General features: G+C 39.8%; 10 protein-coding genes. 2 read left to right on the top strand and 8 right to left on the bottom strand.

Annotation, left to right across the window (positions count from 1 at the left end; all coding sequences use genetic code 11):
* The first annotated feature begins 36 nt into the window (after positions 1-36).
* Together WKT12_RS12825 and WKT12_RS12830 are read left to right on the top strand one after the other, a co-directional pair.
* Positions 37-2370 carry an alpha-L-rhamnosidase-related protein gene (locus tag WKT12_RS12825; RefSeq protein ID WP_340319924.1) on the top strand — a complete coding sequence of 778 codons (2334 nt, stop codon included), beginning with the start codon at positions 37-39 and terminating at the stop codon, positions 2368-2370.
* An 87-nt stretch (positions 2371-2457) separates the two neighbouring features.
* Positions 2458-3966, top strand: a complete 1509-nt coding sequence (locus WKT12_RS12830; protein ID WP_340319939.1) for a substrate-binding domain-containing protein — start codon at positions 2458-2460, stop codon at positions 3964-3966.
* A 135-nt stretch (positions 3967-4101) separates the two neighbouring features.
* Here WKT12_RS12830 and WKT12_RS12835 read toward each other — a convergent pair whose 3' ends face one another.
* The 8 genes from WKT12_RS12835 to WKT12_RS12870 form a co-directional block, all read right to left on the bottom strand.
* Positions 4102-5226 carry a PepSY-associated TM helix domain-containing protein gene (locus WKT12_RS12835; protein ID WP_340319925.1) on the bottom strand — a complete coding sequence of 375 codons (1125 nt, stop codon included), beginning with the start codon at positions 5224-5226 and terminating at the stop codon, positions 4102-4104.
* 8 nt (positions 5227-5234) lie between these two features.
* Positions 5235-6632, bottom strand: a complete 1398-nt coding sequence (locus WKT12_RS12840; protein ID WP_340319926.1) for a DUF4374 domain-containing protein — start codon at positions 6630-6632, stop codon at positions 5235-5237.
* A 24-nt stretch (positions 6633-6656) separates the two neighbouring features.
* Entirely contained in the window at positions 6657-9047 is a 2391-nt protein-coding gene (locus WKT12_RS12845; protein ID WP_340319927.1) for a TonB-dependent receptor, read from the bottom strand.
* Between the two features lie 176 nt (positions 9048-9223).
* Complete coding sequence (locus tag WKT12_RS12850; RefSeq protein ID WP_340319928.1) at positions 9224-9835, bottom strand: polysaccharide deacetylase family protein; 612 nt, start codon at positions 9833-9835, stop codon at positions 9224-9226.
* Positions 9836-9938: 103 nt separating this feature from the next.
* Positions 9939-13274: a glycosyltransferase family 117 protein gene (locus WKT12_RS12855; protein ID WP_021971627.1), complete on the bottom strand. Its 3336-nt coding sequence runs from the start codon at positions 13272-13274 to the stop codon at positions 9939-9941.
* A 225-nt stretch (positions 13275-13499) separates the two neighbouring features.
* Positions 13500-14267 (bottom strand): metal ABC transporter ATP-binding protein, encoded by a 768-nt coding sequence (locus WKT12_RS12860; RefSeq protein WP_340319929.1) that lies wholly within the window; start codon positions 14265-14267, stop codon positions 13500-13502.
* A gap of 8 nt (positions 14268-14275) precedes the next feature.
* Positions 14276-15133, bottom strand: a complete 858-nt coding sequence (locus WKT12_RS12865) for a metal ABC transporter solute-binding protein, Zn/Mn family (protein WP_340319931.1) — start codon at positions 15131-15133, stop codon at positions 14276-14278.
* A 42-nt stretch (positions 15134-15175) separates the two neighbouring features.
* Positions 15176-18775, bottom strand: coding sequence for a hybrid sensor histidine kinase/response regulator transcription factor (locus WKT12_RS12870; protein WP_340319932.1), 3600 nt, complete (start codon positions 18773-18775; stop codon positions 15176-15178).
* Positions 18776-18795: the final 20 nt, after the last annotated feature.

The raw sequence follows: 18795 nt of genomic DNA on the forward strand, positions 1-18795 counted from the left end.
GTTACGGTATTTTATTTTTATATAATAGGTAATTATATGTATAGACTTATAGGATTGTTGATTTCTGTACTTGCGTTAGGTGGATGTACTAAGAATTTAAATCATGCTGTAGCTCCTTGGCAAAGTTGTTTTCAGGGAGTGTCCAATAAAGAAAAGACAAGTAATAAGATTTATGTAACGGCAGGTAGAAAGGCACAAATTATCGGCTTACAAGATGGAACTTTTCCTGCAATAGGTGAGCATCTTAAAGGGGAGATGGGGGGCATCTGGACTGGATCGTTTAAATTAGCTGATGGTTTTGATATGAAATTGGCTAATATAACCTCTAATGATGATACAATATTGCATGCACGGGAAATGATTGTTTTTCCGCACAAAAACTGTTTTGATTTTGGCGATGTATTAGATGGGGTACATGTTTCATCTACACAATTCAGTTCTGATAAAGAACCGGGAGTAGTCGTTTCCTATGTCTTAACAAATAAATCCCAGCATGATATCTCATTATCTGTTGGTTTTGGGTTAAATGTAGATATTGTTCCTGTATGGTTTTCTGAGGAAAACGGCATTTATAACGGTAATGATTATATTATTTGGGATAAAGGTAATGAGTTATTTACTGCTGGCGATTCATTGCATAATTGGTTTATGGCTTGGAGATGTGACCATAAGGTATCTTCATATGAAGTTGGGGAAAAATGTCAATTAACAGGAGCTATACCTGCTAAGTTTTATTCAATATTAGATTTACATCCTGGTCAGCAAGAAGAAATAAGATATGTCATAACATCTTCCATAAAAAATTCTGGTAATGCAGTTGAAAGGTGTAATGTATTACTGGATAGTTACGAAAAAGAATTATTAGAGAAGAAAAACTCTATTGAAACATTACTTTCAACAGCAGAAATAGATATTCCTGACAAGAAAATTCAAGATGCTTTTTATTGGACTAAGATTAATAACAGATGGCTGGAAACTGATATCGATACCATTGGCTATTTTTTAAGTGCCGGAGCTGTGGAATATCCATGGTTGTTTGGATGTGATAATTCTTATGCCCTTCAGGGACAGGTACGAGTTGGCGACTGGAAACTTGTTGAATCGACTTTGCGTCTATTGAATAAAGTTTCTGAGCGTATAAACGGGAATGGGCAAATTATTCATGAAATGTCTAATAATGGTTTTGTTGGAAATAAAGGAAATACACAAGAAACTGCTCATTATATAATGGCTGTGTGGGAAGCCTATCGATGGACAGGTGATATACAATTGCTTCATGATCTTTATCCGAATGTAAAAAAAGGCATATCGTGGCTAACGGAAACAATGGATACAAATCATAATTTATATCCTGAAGGTTATGGCATTATGGAGGTAAAAGGGCTTAATGCAGAATTGATTGATGTTGCTGTTTATACACAGCAAGCCCTTGTTGCAGCATCTAAGATGGCTTCTTTATTCGGAGAAGACAGCCTCGCTACTACTTTTTCTCTTAAGGCTGATAAACTAAAAGAAAAAATAAATCATGATTTTTGGGATGAACAACAATGCAGCTATTGTGATTTTTATGGAACTGCGGGAATGGCTTTAAAAGCTGTTTCTGGAGCAATAGATCAGGCAAAGCTAAGTCCGTCTGGTGAGAATGAAGATATTATTCCTTTTTATGAGCAATTACGTCAAAATATACTCTCGTACGATACTACGTATAGCAAAGGATGGTTTACTAATAAGAATTGGGTTATAAATACGCCGATGGAATGTGGTATAGCTCCTTATACCAGAGGTGTACAAGCCTTAAAGCAGATTCGTCAATATAATTGTGGTGAATATGGACCATATCTGTCTGCCGTTGAGAAAAAGCAAATGATGACTATATCGACGGGAGTACAAGCTGTTGCTGAAGCTAAATATAGAAGAATAGACAGTTCCGTAGAATATCTGGGTATGATAGCAAATACTTTAGGATTGAATATGCCTGGTGCCATTAATGAGATGATGCCTGATTACGGATGTGCATTTCAGGCATGGACTATTTATGGCATGGCAACAGGTCTGATTTCTGGATGTTTTGGAATAGAACCATATGCAGCTGATAAGACAATTATTGTAGCTCCTCAGCTTCCTGAAAAATGGAATAATATGGCTTTACGTAAATTGCGGGTAGGAGATAATTATATAAATCTTTCTGTAAAGCGTGATGCTAATTCGCTAACGTTATCTTACGATTCTCAAAACGAAGGGTGGAAAACAGGAATATATCTACCGGGCATGTCTGAAAGAAACGTAAATGTTAACGGGAAAAATCTAAAGTTGATATCTGATACGCTTTGGACACATGAAAAAAGTACTATATTGAAAATTTCTAATTGATTTTTTTTACATTTGCATCAATCCATACTAAAAACATGGATTGATGTAAATGAACGTAATTGTTTTTTGTATTGTTTTTATGAATTGATGCGAAATTTGTTTTCCTTATATAAATTATGTATATTCTTTTTTATTCTGCTAACTTCTTGTACGCAGCAGAATAAGACGATTCGTATCGGTTTTTCACAATGTACTGGTGGTGAATGGCGTGAACAGCTTAATCAAGAAATACTATCGGAAGCTAAATTCTATGATAATCTTAAGGTAGATATAAAGAATGCTTCAGGAAACATTCAACAGCAATTGGAGGATATTAAATCTTTTGTTGCAGACAATGTAGATTTGTTGATCATTTCTCCATTGGAGGACAGTACCTTAATTGATGCTTTTAATAGTTTGGATTTTCAAAATATTCCGGTATTATTAGTCGACCGTAAGATTTCTTCTAATAAATATGTTTCATTTGTTGGAGCAAGTAATTGGGAAGTTGGTGTACGGGCTGCAAAGTATGTATTACAATTACGTGGTGATAAACAAACTCGTATTCTTCATATTCGGGGATTTGAAAATTCAACAGCAACAATAGAACGTGAGTTAGGATTTATAAATACATTACGTAAATATGAAAACATGGAAGTTCAGACATTAACTTCTGGACAGGATTTAGGTGGTAAAAATATAAATTCTACGATACGGATACTTAATGACAATATATCTTTGTTGACAAGTGTTGACGTAATCTATGCTTATAATGATGCTATTGCTATAGCTGCCTACGATTTACTTAAAAAAGCAAATACGGGTCATATGCCTGTTATTATAGGTGTAGATGGTATGCTTGGATATAAGAAAGGTGTAAATGCCGTAATGGAAGGAACTTTGGCGGCTACTGTGGTTTATCCAACAGGAGGAGCTAAGGTAATTGATGTAGGGATGAAGATTATTAATCACATATCTGTTCCTAAAGAAAATTTATTGTCTACCATCTTGATCGATAAAAATAATGTTCAGGCCTATTATCTGCAAGGACAAGATATTGTGGAACTTCGTCAAAAGATAAATTTATTACAGCAAGAAAAAATAACTCAAAAGAATCGATATAGGCAGATTGTACAATGGGGAATTGTTGCTATAAGTATTCTTTTGGGTGGATGGGGAATATTTATTGTTTTATATATAAAAAAACGGAAGAATAAACCTGTTTTGGAGCCACAAGATCTTGGAAATGAGGATGACATAAAAAAAGAAAATGAAGATTATACTCAATTTGAGGAGAAAGTCTTATGCTATATAAAAGAGCATTACATGGATTATGATTGCGATTTGAGTATTTTGATTAATGAATTGGCTATTTCTAAAATTAATTTCTATAAACTATTTAAACAGTCGTTCAATGATACTCCTAATAATTATCTGAAAAGATATCGACTGGATAAAGCTAAAGAATTTATACTTCAGGGGAAATATACGTATGCTGAAATCGGATACAAGGTTGGTTTCTCTTCGCCTGCTTATTTTACTAAATGTTTTAAGGAGGAGTTTAATATGACCCCTTCTCAATACTTTGAGAAAAAAATGAAAAAAACATCAAAATAAGATGGATTAATTAAGAAGACATTATTTTGCTTCCTTCGGGAGAATTGAAAAATACCTGCAGATGTTTCAACTGAAATGTCTGCAGGTATTTTTATTTTTTGTACAAAAAATAAAATGTTTTGTACAAATTTTCTATCAAACATTACGACGATGTTTTCTGTTTATTCGCTTAATCCAGAGATAATATCCTGTAAGAGGTAAGATTCCACCAATAAAGGCCGACAGGAAATATATGATACGGGTAAGCATTCCTCCCCATTGTCCGGTATGAAGTGAATAGATAAGTCCCTTCATCTTGTTCGACATGGGCTGTTCGTCAATATTGTATACCTTTATTTCTGTAATGTTTCCTGTGTGTATATCAAAAGAAGCGGTATCTCCTTTTTGTTTTCCTGACTGAATAACTTGTGCGCTGTTTTTGCTCAATTGGATTGTTCCGTAGGTTTCGTAACGGTTCTGCAGCTCGGCAAGTGCAGCATCCCATGCCAGATAATTCAATCTTTCAGGTTCGTTTTTCTTTTCTTTTTTGTTATTGTCTTCGTGGGCTGGTGCAGATTGTTTGGGCTGTTCGGTAGAAGCGCCGAACAGGGCATAGAATCCGGTACGGTACCATCGGAATGACCATGTCAGTCCGGTAAGAGCCATGACCAGCAAAAATATTGTAACGTAGAATCCTAAAGAAACGTGGCTGTCGTACCAAAAACGGAAGGGACCTTTGGTGCATGATACCTTCAGTCGGTTTTGCAGACTTTTGCGTGTTCGGGGCCACCAGAGTACGATACCGGAAATTAAGATAACTACCATTAGCAGGGTAGTGATGCCGACAATTGTCTTTCCGGTAGAAGAAGCTCCTTTCTGCGCCGGAGCATCAAGCAGCCAGCGATGCAGTTTACGGACAGTCTGAAAAAAGGAATTTCCCTCTACCCATCCGTTTATTTCTCCCGAATAGGGATTGACACTCAACTGGCGCTGACCAGCATTGGTGAAGCTCACCATCCATGCTTCTTTGGGATTTCCTGCCACTTGCAGACTACTGATCTTCAGTGTATCTCCTGTTTGCTGGCTGATACGGGCAATGATTTCCGATGGTTTTAGGGGCTTACTGCCTTCTTTATATTCTACCGTATATAGATGAGGGTTGCCTGCTCGGGTTAATTCTTTTTCGAAAACAAGGGTTGCCCCTGTCAGACAGATTATAGAAATAATCAGTCCAAAGGGGACAGACAGCCATAGATGTATTTTTTTGAATATTTTTTTCATTGTTGTACTTAAAAAGATTTGGGTGATAACATACCTACGGCAGCTACTTCATCTGCTACGATGCTTATACCTTTAGTAGCTGTTGCAGTAACAGGGTCTATTTTATACAAAGCCGGATAGCTGCCATCGTTGGTTACTACAGGAATATAAGCCACTCCGTTGGTACAGAAAGGAGTACCCAGTGAAGTAATGTTGCTTTTTTGTGGCATGCCGGTCGATACGGTAGTAAGCTTTCCATCTTCAGCTTTGAATATAGCCAGTTCGGTAACGACGGCATTTGTTCCGCTCATCATACCTGCCGTTCCGTCGGTATACATTTGCAAAAGAAAATAATCCTGAGTGATGTGCCAGCAGCGGAACATCGGTTTTTTGTTGCCTAATTCTTCCAAGTTATAATAATAGTTCGAGTCGAAAGCCGTTTCGCCGGCCTTGATGCGCATAACTCCTGAAGGAAGCGTACCTGTAACTTTTTTCAAGTCGCTGGAAGAAGTTGCCGTACGTCCGTATCCTGGAGAGAAAACATACAAGTCGCCGTTATCGGCAGCCCAGATGGTCTGATAATACTGAGAACGGTTTCTTCCGCAGGCAAATCCGATTTTATCTGTTTCTACGATGGTTGGAGTTTCGTTGAAACTGCTTCCGTTATAAATAGCGATGAATGCCTTGTCGGGATACTGAGTAGCAGGTATCTGTCCGGCTGTATAGGAACCGGAGCCGGTACCTCCGTCCGATTTGGCAACCAGGTCGGCATCTGTAATCTTGTCGGGGAATGTATTGACACCGTAATGACTCATTCCCATTGGGATGACTGAAGTATAGAGTTTGTTGTTTGCTTCTACAAAGCCTGCAAAGCTGACAAACTCACCGTTTCCAAGGAAGTTTTCGGCAATCTGTGTACCAGTAGTCGTTTTGCCGCTGGTCGCATTCAGATAGTTGAACTGGAGATACTTGGCATAATGTTCACCGTCTGTTTCCTTACTTCCGTCGTTGGTAGAAGCAGTAATCACGTTGTTTCCCCAGATACCATACGTCGTGATGCGGTTGAATGTATACGAATTATGTTCAGCAGGCTTTCCGGTAGCTTGGTTTAAGATATAAGAAGCTCCGGTACCAGCCTCTCCATTGTTATACTTCAAACTGAATAAATAATCGGTTCCATAGAAAACCCAGTAAGAACCTCCAATGGTTTCGGTTCCGTTTCCTACCGAAGTAACAGTTCCTTCGTCGAGCGATTCGGAAGTGATGAGGTAGGTTGCATCACTGGTTGTTGCTGCGATGACATATTTGTCTGTTCCGGTTGCTGCTCCTCCTGAATTTTCGGTTATGTATTCTTCGCTGCATGAGCAGAACAGGCTGCCGGAGCACAGAGCTACTGTCAGGGCATGTGTAAGATACTTTTTTTGCATGTTCTTTTTATGTTTTAGTTTTTATTATTTTCCAAAGTTTACTCTTATTTTTCCATAAAAGGCCCGTCCCGCCTTTTGCAGGCTGAAGTTATCGTACAGTTTGGCATCGGTCAGATTACGGCATTCGAAAGAAAGGTTGTAACGTCCTCCTTTCAGGCTGTATCCGATACTGAGGTTGTGCGAAATTTGTTCGGGCACACGGATTTTGGTAGTCGGATCTCCCAGGTTTTCCCAGTACAGCGGAAACTCATGCTGGTAGTATCCGTCATATCCCAGTGTCAGTACATTTCCTTTTGCGAACAAGTCGTGCCAGGTAAGCGAGGCATCGAAATTGGCATACAGGTACGGCTGGTTTGGAATACGCTGACCGTAAGTCAGGCTTTCCTGCTGCGTACCTCCGGCGCGATATTTTTCCTCGTCGCGGGCATTCATGGAATTGAATGTTCCCCCTATGTTGAACCATCGGGAGTAATTATACCGCAGTGAGATATTATACCCTTTAGTTTTTACTCTGCCATGGTTTTCGTAATATCCGAAACTCATGTTGCTTACCTGCGACAGCCCTCGCTTGATATAGTCTTTCGTATTACGATAGATCAGACTGCCTTCTACGTAAATGGCATGCTTGCCTATGTGGTAAGCATAACTCAGGTTCAAATTGAAATTATCACTTCTTTCCGGTTTTAAGTCAGCCTTTCCTGCTTCCAGGTCCTCATCACCAAACAACTCATCGGTAGTAGGCAGCCTGTAAGCCTTTTCGTAAGAAAGTTTGGCTTGCAGGTCTTTTACGATAAAATAAGTACCTGCGGCACCGTATCCCAGCGAACTAAGATGTTTCTTCAGCAGGATGTAGTTTCCTATTCCATCTGAATTTTGCGATACAGGCCCTTCGTTATACTGGTTATAGTATTTGGCAAAAGCCGAAACATTCCATTTGTCGGAAGGCATGTAGCGGTACGACAGTCCGGTGATGTTTTTTCGTGTCTTCTTAGGGATGCTGAAATCGGAAAGTTTGGAGCTGCCCGATATATACGAACGAGTGGTACGGTGGAAGGTACTGATTACGTGATTCAGTGTAAAAGTGTGTACTTCTCCAATACGATAATTGGCTGTAATCGTCCCGTTCCAGTTCGTATTTTTCGATTCGTTGTTTTGGTGTGACTGCTCTCCCGGTATTCCGGTATATTTTTTATCTCCCAGCCAGTTGTATTTGTAAGCTGCTGTATCAATATTATGTGTAATGTTGTGGTTATAATTGGCTGTTGCCGATACATCCAGTCCTTCTATCAGCAGATTGCGCTTACGGTATTCTACCGACGGGACGAAAGAATATCCTTTACGGTGTTTCTGGCCGAATACTACATACTGGTAGACCCCAGTCTGGATTTCCTTGTAGAAATGAGAATAATTGAAGCTGAACACCAGACGGTCTGCCCAGTTTTTGTCCATAATTCCTATTTTTCCGATAACAGCTTCGTTGTGGAACATATCGTTGAAACGTTTTACGTGGTAAATTTTCTTTTTGTCTGTACTTTCGGTTACGCCATCTTCGCCAAATTCGGTGATATAGTTGTCAATATAATAATCGTTATCCGAATAGTTCTGGAAAGCATTTATCTCGTACATCAGTCCGTTTTTGAACGTCTGGCCAAAATTTACGTACGATTTATGTGTATTGAATGAACCATATGAATAAGATGCATCAAGAAACCAGTTACGTCGTTTCTTATTGGTTACGATGTTGATAACTCCTCCCAAAGCATCCGTTCCGAATCCTACAGGTACAACACCTTTGTACACTTCAATACGTTCAGCAAAATTAACCGGAATATTATTCAGGTCGAAGGCAGTGCCTGCTCCTTCCTGCGGTACACCGTCGATAAATACTTTCACATGTTTTCCACTGAATCCGTCGAGCATCAGCTGCATGTCCGATCCTACACCGCCCGATTCACGGAGTTTTATTCCCGGAAGCTGAGTCAATGCTTCGCTCAGGCTTTTGGTAGAATTGTGTAGTTCCTTCGTATCGACAGCTACCGCATTGAAAGCCGATTTTTTTACACGGCTCACTCCGGTAGATGTGACTACTACTTCATCCAGTTCTGTTACCGAGGGTTTTAGTACAACTGTTTGTTTAGTGCGTCCGTCGTGCATTATTTCGATTGCTTTTTCGTATGTTTCAAATCCGATAGCCGAAACGATAAGTGTATATTTTCCTGCAGGAGCCTGCAGGTGATAGATACCTTGTTCGTTGGTCGTGCACCCGTATTGTGTTCCCTTCAGGTATACAGTAGCGTAGTCTATTACGGTTTTGTCGGTAGCAACAACTTTACCTGAGAGTAATGTACGGGATTGTGCAAAAATAGAAACAGAACAAATCAGTAGTATGAAAGTGAGTGTACTGGTTTTTATCATTGATTCTTTTTCCTTAAATATTATACCTATTATACCTTTTAAAAGCCATTCTATTCGATGGTGCAAAGTTATTCAGGTAAGGAAGAAGAATCAATCACCAAAATTTGGTATTTGTCGGACTGAATTTTCCGGATATAGCTAAAACAGCAATACCTAAATGTTGGTATTATGCTGTTTTAGTCGAATACTTTGAAGGTATATCCTTGTGCCAGCAGCCACTCTATAGAGCGGGGAAGGGCATATTTCATACGTGGTTCCGACTTGATAGAATCGTGGAAAGTGATGATGGATCCGTTGCGGACATAACGCTTTACGTTTTCGAATACCTGTTTTCCATTTAAACGCTTGCTGTAATCGCGGGTCACCAGATCCCACATCACAATGCGGTATTTCCTTTTTAGCACCATGTATTGCAGCCACCGCATATGTCCGTGTGGAGGGCGGAATAAATCTGTATGCAGATATTCGTTGGCTTTATCAGTATTGGCAAGATAGTTTTTGCTTAAGAATTCAAATCCTCTGATATGGTTGAATGTATGATTCCCGATGCGGTGTCCTCGTTCTACTACCATGCGGAACTCTTCAGGATGCTTGCGTACGTTGTCGCCTACCATAAAAAAGGTAGCCTTAATACCATATTTGTCGAGCAAGTCGAGAACCCATGGTGTTATTTCGGGAATAGGTCCGTCGTCGAATGTCAGATAAACAGATTTTTCATTCTTGTTCATACGCCATAATGCACTTGGGTATAGCAGGCGTAATATCTGGGGGGGTTGTTCTATTAGCATGATTCTGATGTGCCACGAAAAAGAAAATCACAGAGGGAACAGTTTATAAGGTTACAAGTTCTGTCCCTCTGTGGTTTTATGAAATAGTGTTATATTATAATCTTTATTTACTTTCCGGATGTGTACTACCTACACGGCGTTCCAGTAATTGATAAAGTTGCTCGAACTTCTGTGCATAATGAGCAGCCGATTCCAGTTCCTTGCCAGTCTTGGCATCTTTCAGATTTGCCAGAGATTTGCATACGTCATCCAGAATATAGAAGTGACGCATACATTCTTCGTACGAGCCGGCAAAACGTTCTTCGTCAAGGCTCAGATACCAGCTTGCATACTCTACAGAATTGTTTGCCAATTGTTCAAGTATATTTTCTGCTTTTTTGGTCTGTCCCAATTGAGCATAATCGTCTGCCATTTCCTTCGAGCTGCTATAAATATAGTCGTGACGAACGGTCGTACTAGGAATAACCTTTTCGCAGTAGTCCAACACTTTTAGTGCTTTATCTGCCTTGCCTTCTTTTATCAGTTGGCTGGCAAGCTGGACAAACAAGCGGCGATGTGTATCACACATTCGGAGTACCGTTTCATCCAGATAAATATCAGGATTGTCGATACCGCCAAACTTAAATTTGGTCATCAGGTTGGTGTACATCTTTTCGCTATCGATACGGCGTCCTAACTTGACATTATCGAAAGGAGTGATACGATAAGCAAGACCTTCCTGCAAGAAATTGTTTGTCAGATTCAGCTGATTTTCGGTTCCTACTGTGATAGCCATATACATCGGACGTTCCCAGTTGGTATTAGCAAGCATTTCCAGCATCATCAATTCGCTCTTATATAACAGACGTTTACCTTTCAGCGAAATAGTCATATAATCAGGAATTGAATCAGGAGTCAGCATACCGGAGCGTTTGATAGCTTCTTTATCCAGTTTGATAACAATACTGTCTGTCGGAATCATCTGTAAACCTTCTTTCGGCGAGCGTACCCAGTATTTCAGGATATTCTTCAGTTCGTACGGGTTATCACCAAATTCTTTCTTGGCTTCTTCCGGATTTTGCTTATAGAAATTGTTTATAGTTTCCATAGCTTCCGGACGTACATATACAGCTTCGTTGTGTCCTTGTACATAATCTATACGTTCCCAGTTGATAGGAACCGACGGAGAATCGTAAGCTGGACGGCGCATCTGGTCGATGTACCAGTCTGTTTGCAGGTAACTGAGGTTACATACACGTACATCGGTGCGGAATCCTTCTGTTTCCTGATTGTACCAGAGCGGGAATGTATCGTTATCACCGTTGGTGAATATAATCGGGTTACCTTTGTCCTGTACGGTGCTCAGGTAGTTCTGTCCGAAATCACGGCAGGTATAACGTCCGCTACGGTCGTGATCATCCCACGTCTGACTTACCATCTGTACAGGTACCAGCAGGCAGACGATGCTTGCCAAGATTGCTGCCGGTTTTTCGCTCATACGTTTGCTCAGCCATTCGGAGATGGCGGCTACACCCAAACCAATCCAGATAGCAAAGGCATAGAACGAACCTGCGTATGCATAGTCACGTTCACGCGGTTGCTGAGGTGTCTGATTCAGATACAGAACGATGGCAAGTCCTGTCATAAAGAACAGGAAGAAAACAATCCAGAACTGCTGTATGCCTTTCTCTCCTTTGTATGCCTGCCAGAACAGACCGATCAGTCCCAGTATTAGCGGCAGACAATAGAAGACGTTATGACCTTTATTGTTCTTCAAGTCGGATGGTAACAGACTTTGGTCACCTACAAGATACTTGTCGATGAATGAAATACCTGTAATCCAGTTACCATGTTCTATTTCTCCTTGTCCCTGAATGTCATTCTGACGTCCTGCGAAATTCCACATAAAGTAACGCCAGTACATATAGTTCAACTGATAAATAAAGAAGAACTTGATGTTATCCCATTGTGTCGGAATCTTGACCATCAGCATTTCTCCACACTGGTCGTAAGGAACTTGACGTCCTTCTACTCCTCCCAGCCAATCTTCGTAAGCCTTGGCGTGATCGGAACTCCACATACGTGGGAAAAGCATGTTCTGTGCATACTTATATTCCGTTTTATTACGTACAACTTCGTAACTGTCTTTTTCATCCGGGCGTTCTTTTTCTTTGCGCTGGTATACCGGTGCACCTTCAGTCATATCGTAAGTACATCCGCCATCTACTTCCTTCAGTGCAATTTTTGAGGCATACGTTTGACCGTAGAATAACGGGCGTGTACCATATTGCTCACGTCCCAGATACTCACCCAGTGTAAAGATATCCTCAGGTGAATTCTGGTCCATCGGGGTATTTGCTGATGAACGGATAACAATTACGGCATACGAAGAGTATCCTACTACAATCATCATCAGGCAGAGCAGAGAGGTATTCAGTGTACGTGCGCTTACACGAAGTTTTTCGGGCAGGTCGGCAAACAAATAAATGGCCAATATAACCAATACAATGATGCCAATCAGTACGCTGCTCCAGCCATGTCCGTAAAATGGAATACCTACCAGACCCACAGTTGTGAGGAATGAGATATTCATGAGTTTGCGGCTGCGGACTGTATAGCTTTCGTATACTCCCCATATGATGCTGGCAGCCAGTATGATAATGTAGATAATCAGTCCGGTATTGAATGAGAATCCCAGTCCGTTTACAAACAAGAGTTCAAACCATCCACCTACTTTTACGATACCCGGTACGATACCATATAATACAGCAGCTACGAGTACCATGGAGCCGATAAGTGCTATCAGACTACCTTTCAGGCTGGCATTGGGGTTTTTCTTGTAATAATATACCAGTACAATTGCCGGAATACATAGCAAGTTCAGCAGGTGCACACCGATAGAAAGTCCTGTCAGGTAAGCAATCAGGATTAACCATCGGTCGCTATGGGCTTCGTTTGCCCGGTTTTCCCATTTCAGTATCAGCCAGAATACCAAGGCCGTAAACAAGCTGGAGTATGCATATACTTCACCTTCTACCGCGCTGAACCAGAATGTGTCACTCCAGGTATAGGCAAGTGCGCCTACCAGTCCTGATCCCATGATGGCAATCAGGCGGCCTGTTGTCATGTCTTCTTCTCGCGGACATATCAGCTTTTTAGCCAGACAAGTAATGCTCCAAAACAAAAACAAGATACATGCTGCACTCATCAATGCACTCATGGTATTTACCATGCGGGCTACTTGCGAAGGATCACTTGTAAACTGGCTGAAAAGATTAGCCGTAAGCATGAAGAAAGGTGCGCCAGGCGGGTGACCTACTTCCAGTTTATATCCTGTTGTAATAAATTCGGGACAGTCCCAAAAGCTGGCGGTTGGTTCTATCGTAGAGCAATATGTAAAAGCTGCAATCACGAACGCCAGCCACCCGACCAGATTGTTAATCTTGTTGTACTGTTTCATGTGAGTTATTTTGTTTCTCATTAAAGTTCATTGTCCGCAAAGATAGTGATAATCTTTTTTCTCATTGCAGATTACACGGATTTTCATGGTTTTTAGCATATTGATTTCACTCTTTATCTTTTTTATCCGTCATTTTTATTCATGAAGGCTTGACCTTTTTGCAAGAAAAGGATAAGGAGGAAATTTTATAAAAGAGGGAAAAGTAAAAACGAGTTTGTTGTTTATTTAGTCGTGGTGATGACATTTCAATACCCGATGAGGCAGGTTGCCATGTCCCAGTAATTCAATAGGACAACCGAAGTGCTCTTCCAGCCATTCTGTAGGAATTTCCGTATCGGGATGATAATCCAATGTGCCATTCACGCAGGCTATCGATTTGACATTCTGTAATACTGTGCCAATATCGTGACTGACTAAAATAATAGCTCGTTCCTTGTTTATTTCCTCTAAAAGAGAATAAAGTTTTGCTTCAAAGCGCTTATCTATATACGTATTGGGTTCATCCAAAATCACGACTTGAGGATCTGAAACCAGTGCACGGCCTAATAGTGCCCGTTGTAATTGTCCGCCGCTTAATTGTCCGATAGCTCTGTTTTCCAGACCTTCAAGTCCCATGCGGGTTATGATAGCTCGTACTTGTTCATGTTGTTTGGCAGTGAACGAACGTAATAAGGATTTTTGTTTGTTCAGTCCGGATAATACGACATCGTATACAGAGATAGGAAATTTCTTATCGATAGAGTTATATTGTGGCAAGTAACCCATACTGATTTCTGGTACTTGCTTTCCTGCATTGTAGAAACACATTTCCCCCGAAATAGGATGAAGTAATCCAAGAATGATTTTTATCAAGGTTGTTTTTCCTCCACCGTTAGGGCCGATAACTCCCAGAAAGTCCTTTTCGTATACCGTCAGATTGACATCATCCAGCACTTGCTTACGTTCGTATGCTGCATAAATATGATTTAATTGTATAATTGGCTGTTTGTCCATAATACTCTTTATTCGCTTAAAGCCTTTGCTACTGTTGTCATTTCTTTCTGCCATTTATAACTCAACGGGTTGATGGATACAATTTTGGCTCCGGTTTCCCTGGCTATAATTTCGGCATTGCGTGTGTCGAATTCCTTCTGAACAAAAATAACTTGTACATGTTTTTCTTTACAGCGGCGGATTAAAGCCTGTAAATGAGCGGGTGAAGGTTCCTTTCCTCCTTCTTCGATACAGATTTGTTCCAGTCCATAGTCGCGTGCAAAGTAGGATAGTGCCGGATGATAAATAAGAAAGGCACACGATGTATTTTGCAGGAGGGTATGGATTTCGTTGTCAGTACGTGCTATCTCTTGCTTTAACTTTGCCAGATTTTCTTTGTAATATGCTGTGTGGTCCGCATCCAGTGTACACAATGCATGGAAAATATTGTCAGCTATGATATAAGCATTTTGGGTAGAACTCCATATATGAGGCTCTACACCGCCGGGATGCGAATGGTTGCCATGATGAATGTCATCTTCTCGTATCAGGTTTACGCCTTCCGATAGATTGAAGAATTTAACATTCGGTGCATTACTTTGGAGCTTCTCAGCCCATACTTGTTCAAAACCAATGTAACCGATGCGCAGGAATGCCACGCTTTGACTCAAAGTAACAAGTTGTTGTGGAGTCGGATCGTATGTTTCTGGATTACTTCCTTCCGGTACCATGCTGGTTACTTGAAATTTGTCTCCGGCAATTGCTTCTGTGAAATAACGGAGTGGTTCAATACTTACCGTCAGGGTAGCTTGTTGCGTTTGTTGCTGTCGACTGCTGCATCCCATTAATACAAGCAGATTTAGAAAGAGTATGATATATTTTTTCATAAAATTACCACTAATTGTGTTTGGCAAAGATACGAAAAAATCTTATTTGCCCGATGGGGTGTTAAGGTTGTCGGGTGACTCTTTGTATTGAGTTGGAGTAATACCTGTGTATTTTTTAAAAGCTGTACTGAAATATCGGCTTGTTGAGAAACCGGTACGTTCGGCTATCTCAGTCATATTCAACTCTGTTTGCCGAAGCAATTCCATTGCTTTTTCTATACGAAGCTTGTTTACATATTCGCTGGCTCCCATACCAGTCAGAGCTTTTAAACGGTTATATAATGACGCGCGGCTGATGCCTAATTCCTGACTGATAAATTCTACATTTAACTCATCGTTTTCCATATTCTCAACGATGACTTTATTTAGTTTGAAGAGGAATGCATCGTCAACCGAAGTTATAGGCTTTTCTGTCTCGGCAGTTATAGAATTGTGTGTGTATTTTAACCTTATTTGTTCACGTAAATAAAGCCGGTTTCGTACGTTTTCCAGAAGAGAATTGATCTCAAATGGTTTTTCCATATAGGCATCAGCTCCGGTTTTGTATCCATCCAAATGGCTTTGTTCGTCAGTACGTGCTGTAAGCAGGATAACCTGAATATGGTTAATATTCAGATTTTCCTTGATTCTACGACATAGTTCGTATCCATTCATTTCTGGCATCATAATATCGCTGATAACAATATCAGGAATTTCTTTAAGAGCTATTTGAAGAGCCTCTTTCCCGTTTGAGGCAATGTATAAGTTCTTAAAATTGTCTTTCAGAGCTTCCGTTACCATTTGCCGGATACTTTCATTGTCATCGACAAATAGGCATGAATAGTCTTTGGTATTTATTGAGTTGGCTATCGGCGTATATTTCTCTTCTTCTGGAGCTGCTTCTGTGAGAATATTCAGATATTCACGTGGAGGGCAAATTTCGGATGATTGGGCATGGACAGGTAATTCATACCAGAAACATGCTCCCTTGTCGGGATTGTTGTATACACCTATTTTTCCTTTATGCATTTCTACCAGAATTTTAGAATAGGAAAGTCCAATTCCACTTCCGTTCCTTTCGTTCACACCTTGATAAAAGCGTGTAAAGAGTTTCTCGGTATCTACTCCTTGCAAACCGGGTCCTTGATCAATGACGGAGATTCGTACCGATTGTTTGTCTTCGGTCAATTCTGTACGTAGCGTGATGCTGCTATCTGTAGAGCTATGTTTAAATGCGTTTACTATCAAATTCGTAAGAATGATAATATGGCGTTCCTGGTCGAATTCTACTTCTCCTATTTCGGGCGACAGGTCATAGAGTATAGTGATATGCTTATCTTCTTCCTCGTATTTGAAATCAGTTGCAATTTCCTTTATCCATTCATTCAGTGGATAAGATTGTATATTAAGTTTACTTTGCTCTATTTCCATTTTTCTCAGGTTCAATACCATATTCAGTAGTTCCTTCATTCGTTTGGACTGTTTCAGAATACTTCTGAGGGTAGGATATATAGGATTATCCTGAGGTATTGTTTTTACCAGTTGGTTCAGTGGTGTATAAATCAGTGTTAGAGGTGTACGCAATTCATGATTGATATTTATCAGAAAGCGTACCTTTTCTTCATAGATTTTCTGCTTATGCTCTTGTAAATCAGCTTTCATCCGTTCTTCTTTGCGATTTAACAAATAGAGAATGAACGCAATAAGCAATGCTGCGGCCAAGAGTATCCATAATAAATTGAACCACCATGTCTGATACCATACGGGCGGAATATGGAGAGTGATGACTTGCTGTGGAGTAGTCCATGAGCCATCTTTAGTGCTACAGGAAACCGAAATATGATAAGTTCCGGGAGTAAGTGAGCGAAGTGTCAGTTCAGGAAGTTTGCTGTCTGTGGTTGATTCTTCCTTACCGTCAATATACCATCGGTATACCTTTTTCCTGAAAATATTACTTTCGTAAGCCATCACCTTTATAATGACCGTTTTGTTGTCGAAAGACAAATCGAGAGAATTCTCATCTTGGTCGATATCGGACAGATAACTTTTATTGTTACTGATAATGTCTGTTAGTTTGAGTTCTGGAGAAGTAGGGATGGTGATGCTACTTTTATTACCATCAATATACAACATGCCGTTAATACCTCCCAAGTAGATATCACCTTGTGGAGAAGCCCATACTGCCTTTTTTAAAAATTCATTATCTTCGGCACCGTCAGATTCGTCTAAGGAAATAAGTTTATTTTCATTGTCAAGCCATACAAAAAGTTCTTCATTGGTTCCTATCCATACTCGCTGGTGCTGATCGCAAATAAGAGCGGTGATTTTTTTTAGTTGAGGAGCATCTATCTGTGTTTCCAATTGTGTAGAAGAATCATATCGGAGAATTTTATCACTAAATCCAATCCAGAAAATACCTTTTGCATTTTTTGTGACACATTCTATATAGTTTTCTTGGGTCGAGGTATAAATAGTTTCTATTTTGTTGTTGCGATGGTCTATGGTATAGATGTGCTTTAAATCATATAAATAAGTTTTTAAACTATCATATCCGATAGGTAGAGTTTGTCCTTCAATTGAAATTTGGCTGTCACTCAATTGTTGTAGTCTTCCGCTTTTCAAATAATATCTATATATTTCAGACGAAAGCAATAACACTGATTCTGTTTCATCTTGATATAGATTGATTCCTTTTCTACCATATAATGCTATCTGATTGATAACGGCACTACCTTCGTTGATAGGACGTATTTTCCCTGTTTGCTTATTAAAGAAAAATACCCCTTTTGAAAATAGAGAAATAAGCAATTCTTGTTGGGAATATCTGCAGAGAGATACAACTTTTTCTCCATAAGTAGCTGGATAGTGTATAAACTGCTTAGTATGTGGATTAAAACGATTTACGCCACCTCCGTCTGTTCCTATCCATATGTCCTCAGACCCTGTTTCTTGGAAAAAACTAAGTATAGCTTTTTCACTAAGTCCATTGGTATATCCTAATGGAACATCTGAGTATGAATGTACAATGGAGTGACGAATGTTAATAAGTCCTCCTTTAACACTTCCTGCCCATGTATTTTCTTGTCCGTCGCGTTGGAACAGACTTTGTATGGAATTTATGGGTAATGAGTTTTTATCGCCTGATAAATGTTTTAAAATTTTTACATTCCCTGTTTGAGGATTAATAATATTGATCCCTCCGCCATCGGTTCCAGCCCATATCTTTCCCTCATGTTCACTTAGGCATAAAATGACATTATGGCTTAGTTTTTGATTTTCGGTATTATAAATTGCCTGAATGTTACCTTGCCGGTCGAAACAAGTTATACCTCGGTTGTAGGCTGTAATCCATATATATCCTTTGCGATCTATTAGAACTTGGGTAATTTCTTTTTCATTGGGTAAAGGAGATTCTTTTCTCTTTCCACTTTGCATATCAAGCAGGATTATACCTTTCCACTGGCTGATACAGAGTAGAGTATGATTGTCCCATGGTATTATTTCACGTATAGGGAAAGAGTCAGTCAACTTGAGATGCGTTAATGTTTTTATCTGCTTTTTACGATAATCGTATTGGTAAAGATTAGCGTAATCAGCCAGTAAAACTTGTTCAGGCAATTTACAAAATGCCGTAGCTTTGATGATGTTTCCATTTTCGTCCAATACTGGAGTGAAATGATCTG

It is taken from the genome of Phocaeicola sp. HCN-6420 (assembly GCF_037890145.1).
Taxonomy (GTDB): Bacteria; Bacteroidota; Bacteroidia; order Bacteroidales; family Bacteroidaceae; genus Phocaeicola.

Coding starts and splice junctions, on each gene's coding strand:
- WKT12_RS12825 (WP_340319924.1), top strand. CDS start 37: ATGTATAGACTTATAGGATTGTTGATTTCTGTACTTGCGTTAGGTGGA.
- WKT12_RS12830 (WP_340319939.1), top strand. CDS start 2,458: ATGCGAAATTTGTTTTCCTTATATAAATTATGTATATTCTTTTTTATT.
- WKT12_RS12835 (WP_340319925.1), bottom strand. CDS start 5,226: ATGAAAAAAATATTCAAAAAAATACATCTATGGCTGTCTGTCCCCTTT.
- WKT12_RS12840 (WP_340319926.1), bottom strand. CDS start 6,632: ATGCAAAAAAAGTATCTTACACATGCCCTGACAGTAGCTCTGTGCTCC.
- WKT12_RS12845 (WP_340319927.1), bottom strand. CDS start 9,047: ATGATAAAAACCAGTACACTCACTTTCATACTACTGATTTGTTCTGTT.
- WKT12_RS12850 (WP_340319928.1), bottom strand. CDS start 9,835: ATGCTAATAGAACAACCCCCCCAGATATTACGCCTGCTATACCCAAGT.
- WKT12_RS12855 (WP_021971627.1), bottom strand. CDS start 13,274: ATGAAACAGTACAACAAGATTAACAATCTGGTCGGGTGGCTGGCGTTC.
- WKT12_RS12860 (WP_340319929.1), bottom strand. CDS start 14,267: ATGGACAAACAGCCAATTATACAATTAAATCATATTTATGCAGCATAC.
- WKT12_RS12865 (WP_340319931.1), bottom strand. CDS start 15,133: ATGAAAAAATATATCATACTCTTTCTAAATCTGCTTGTATTAATGGGA.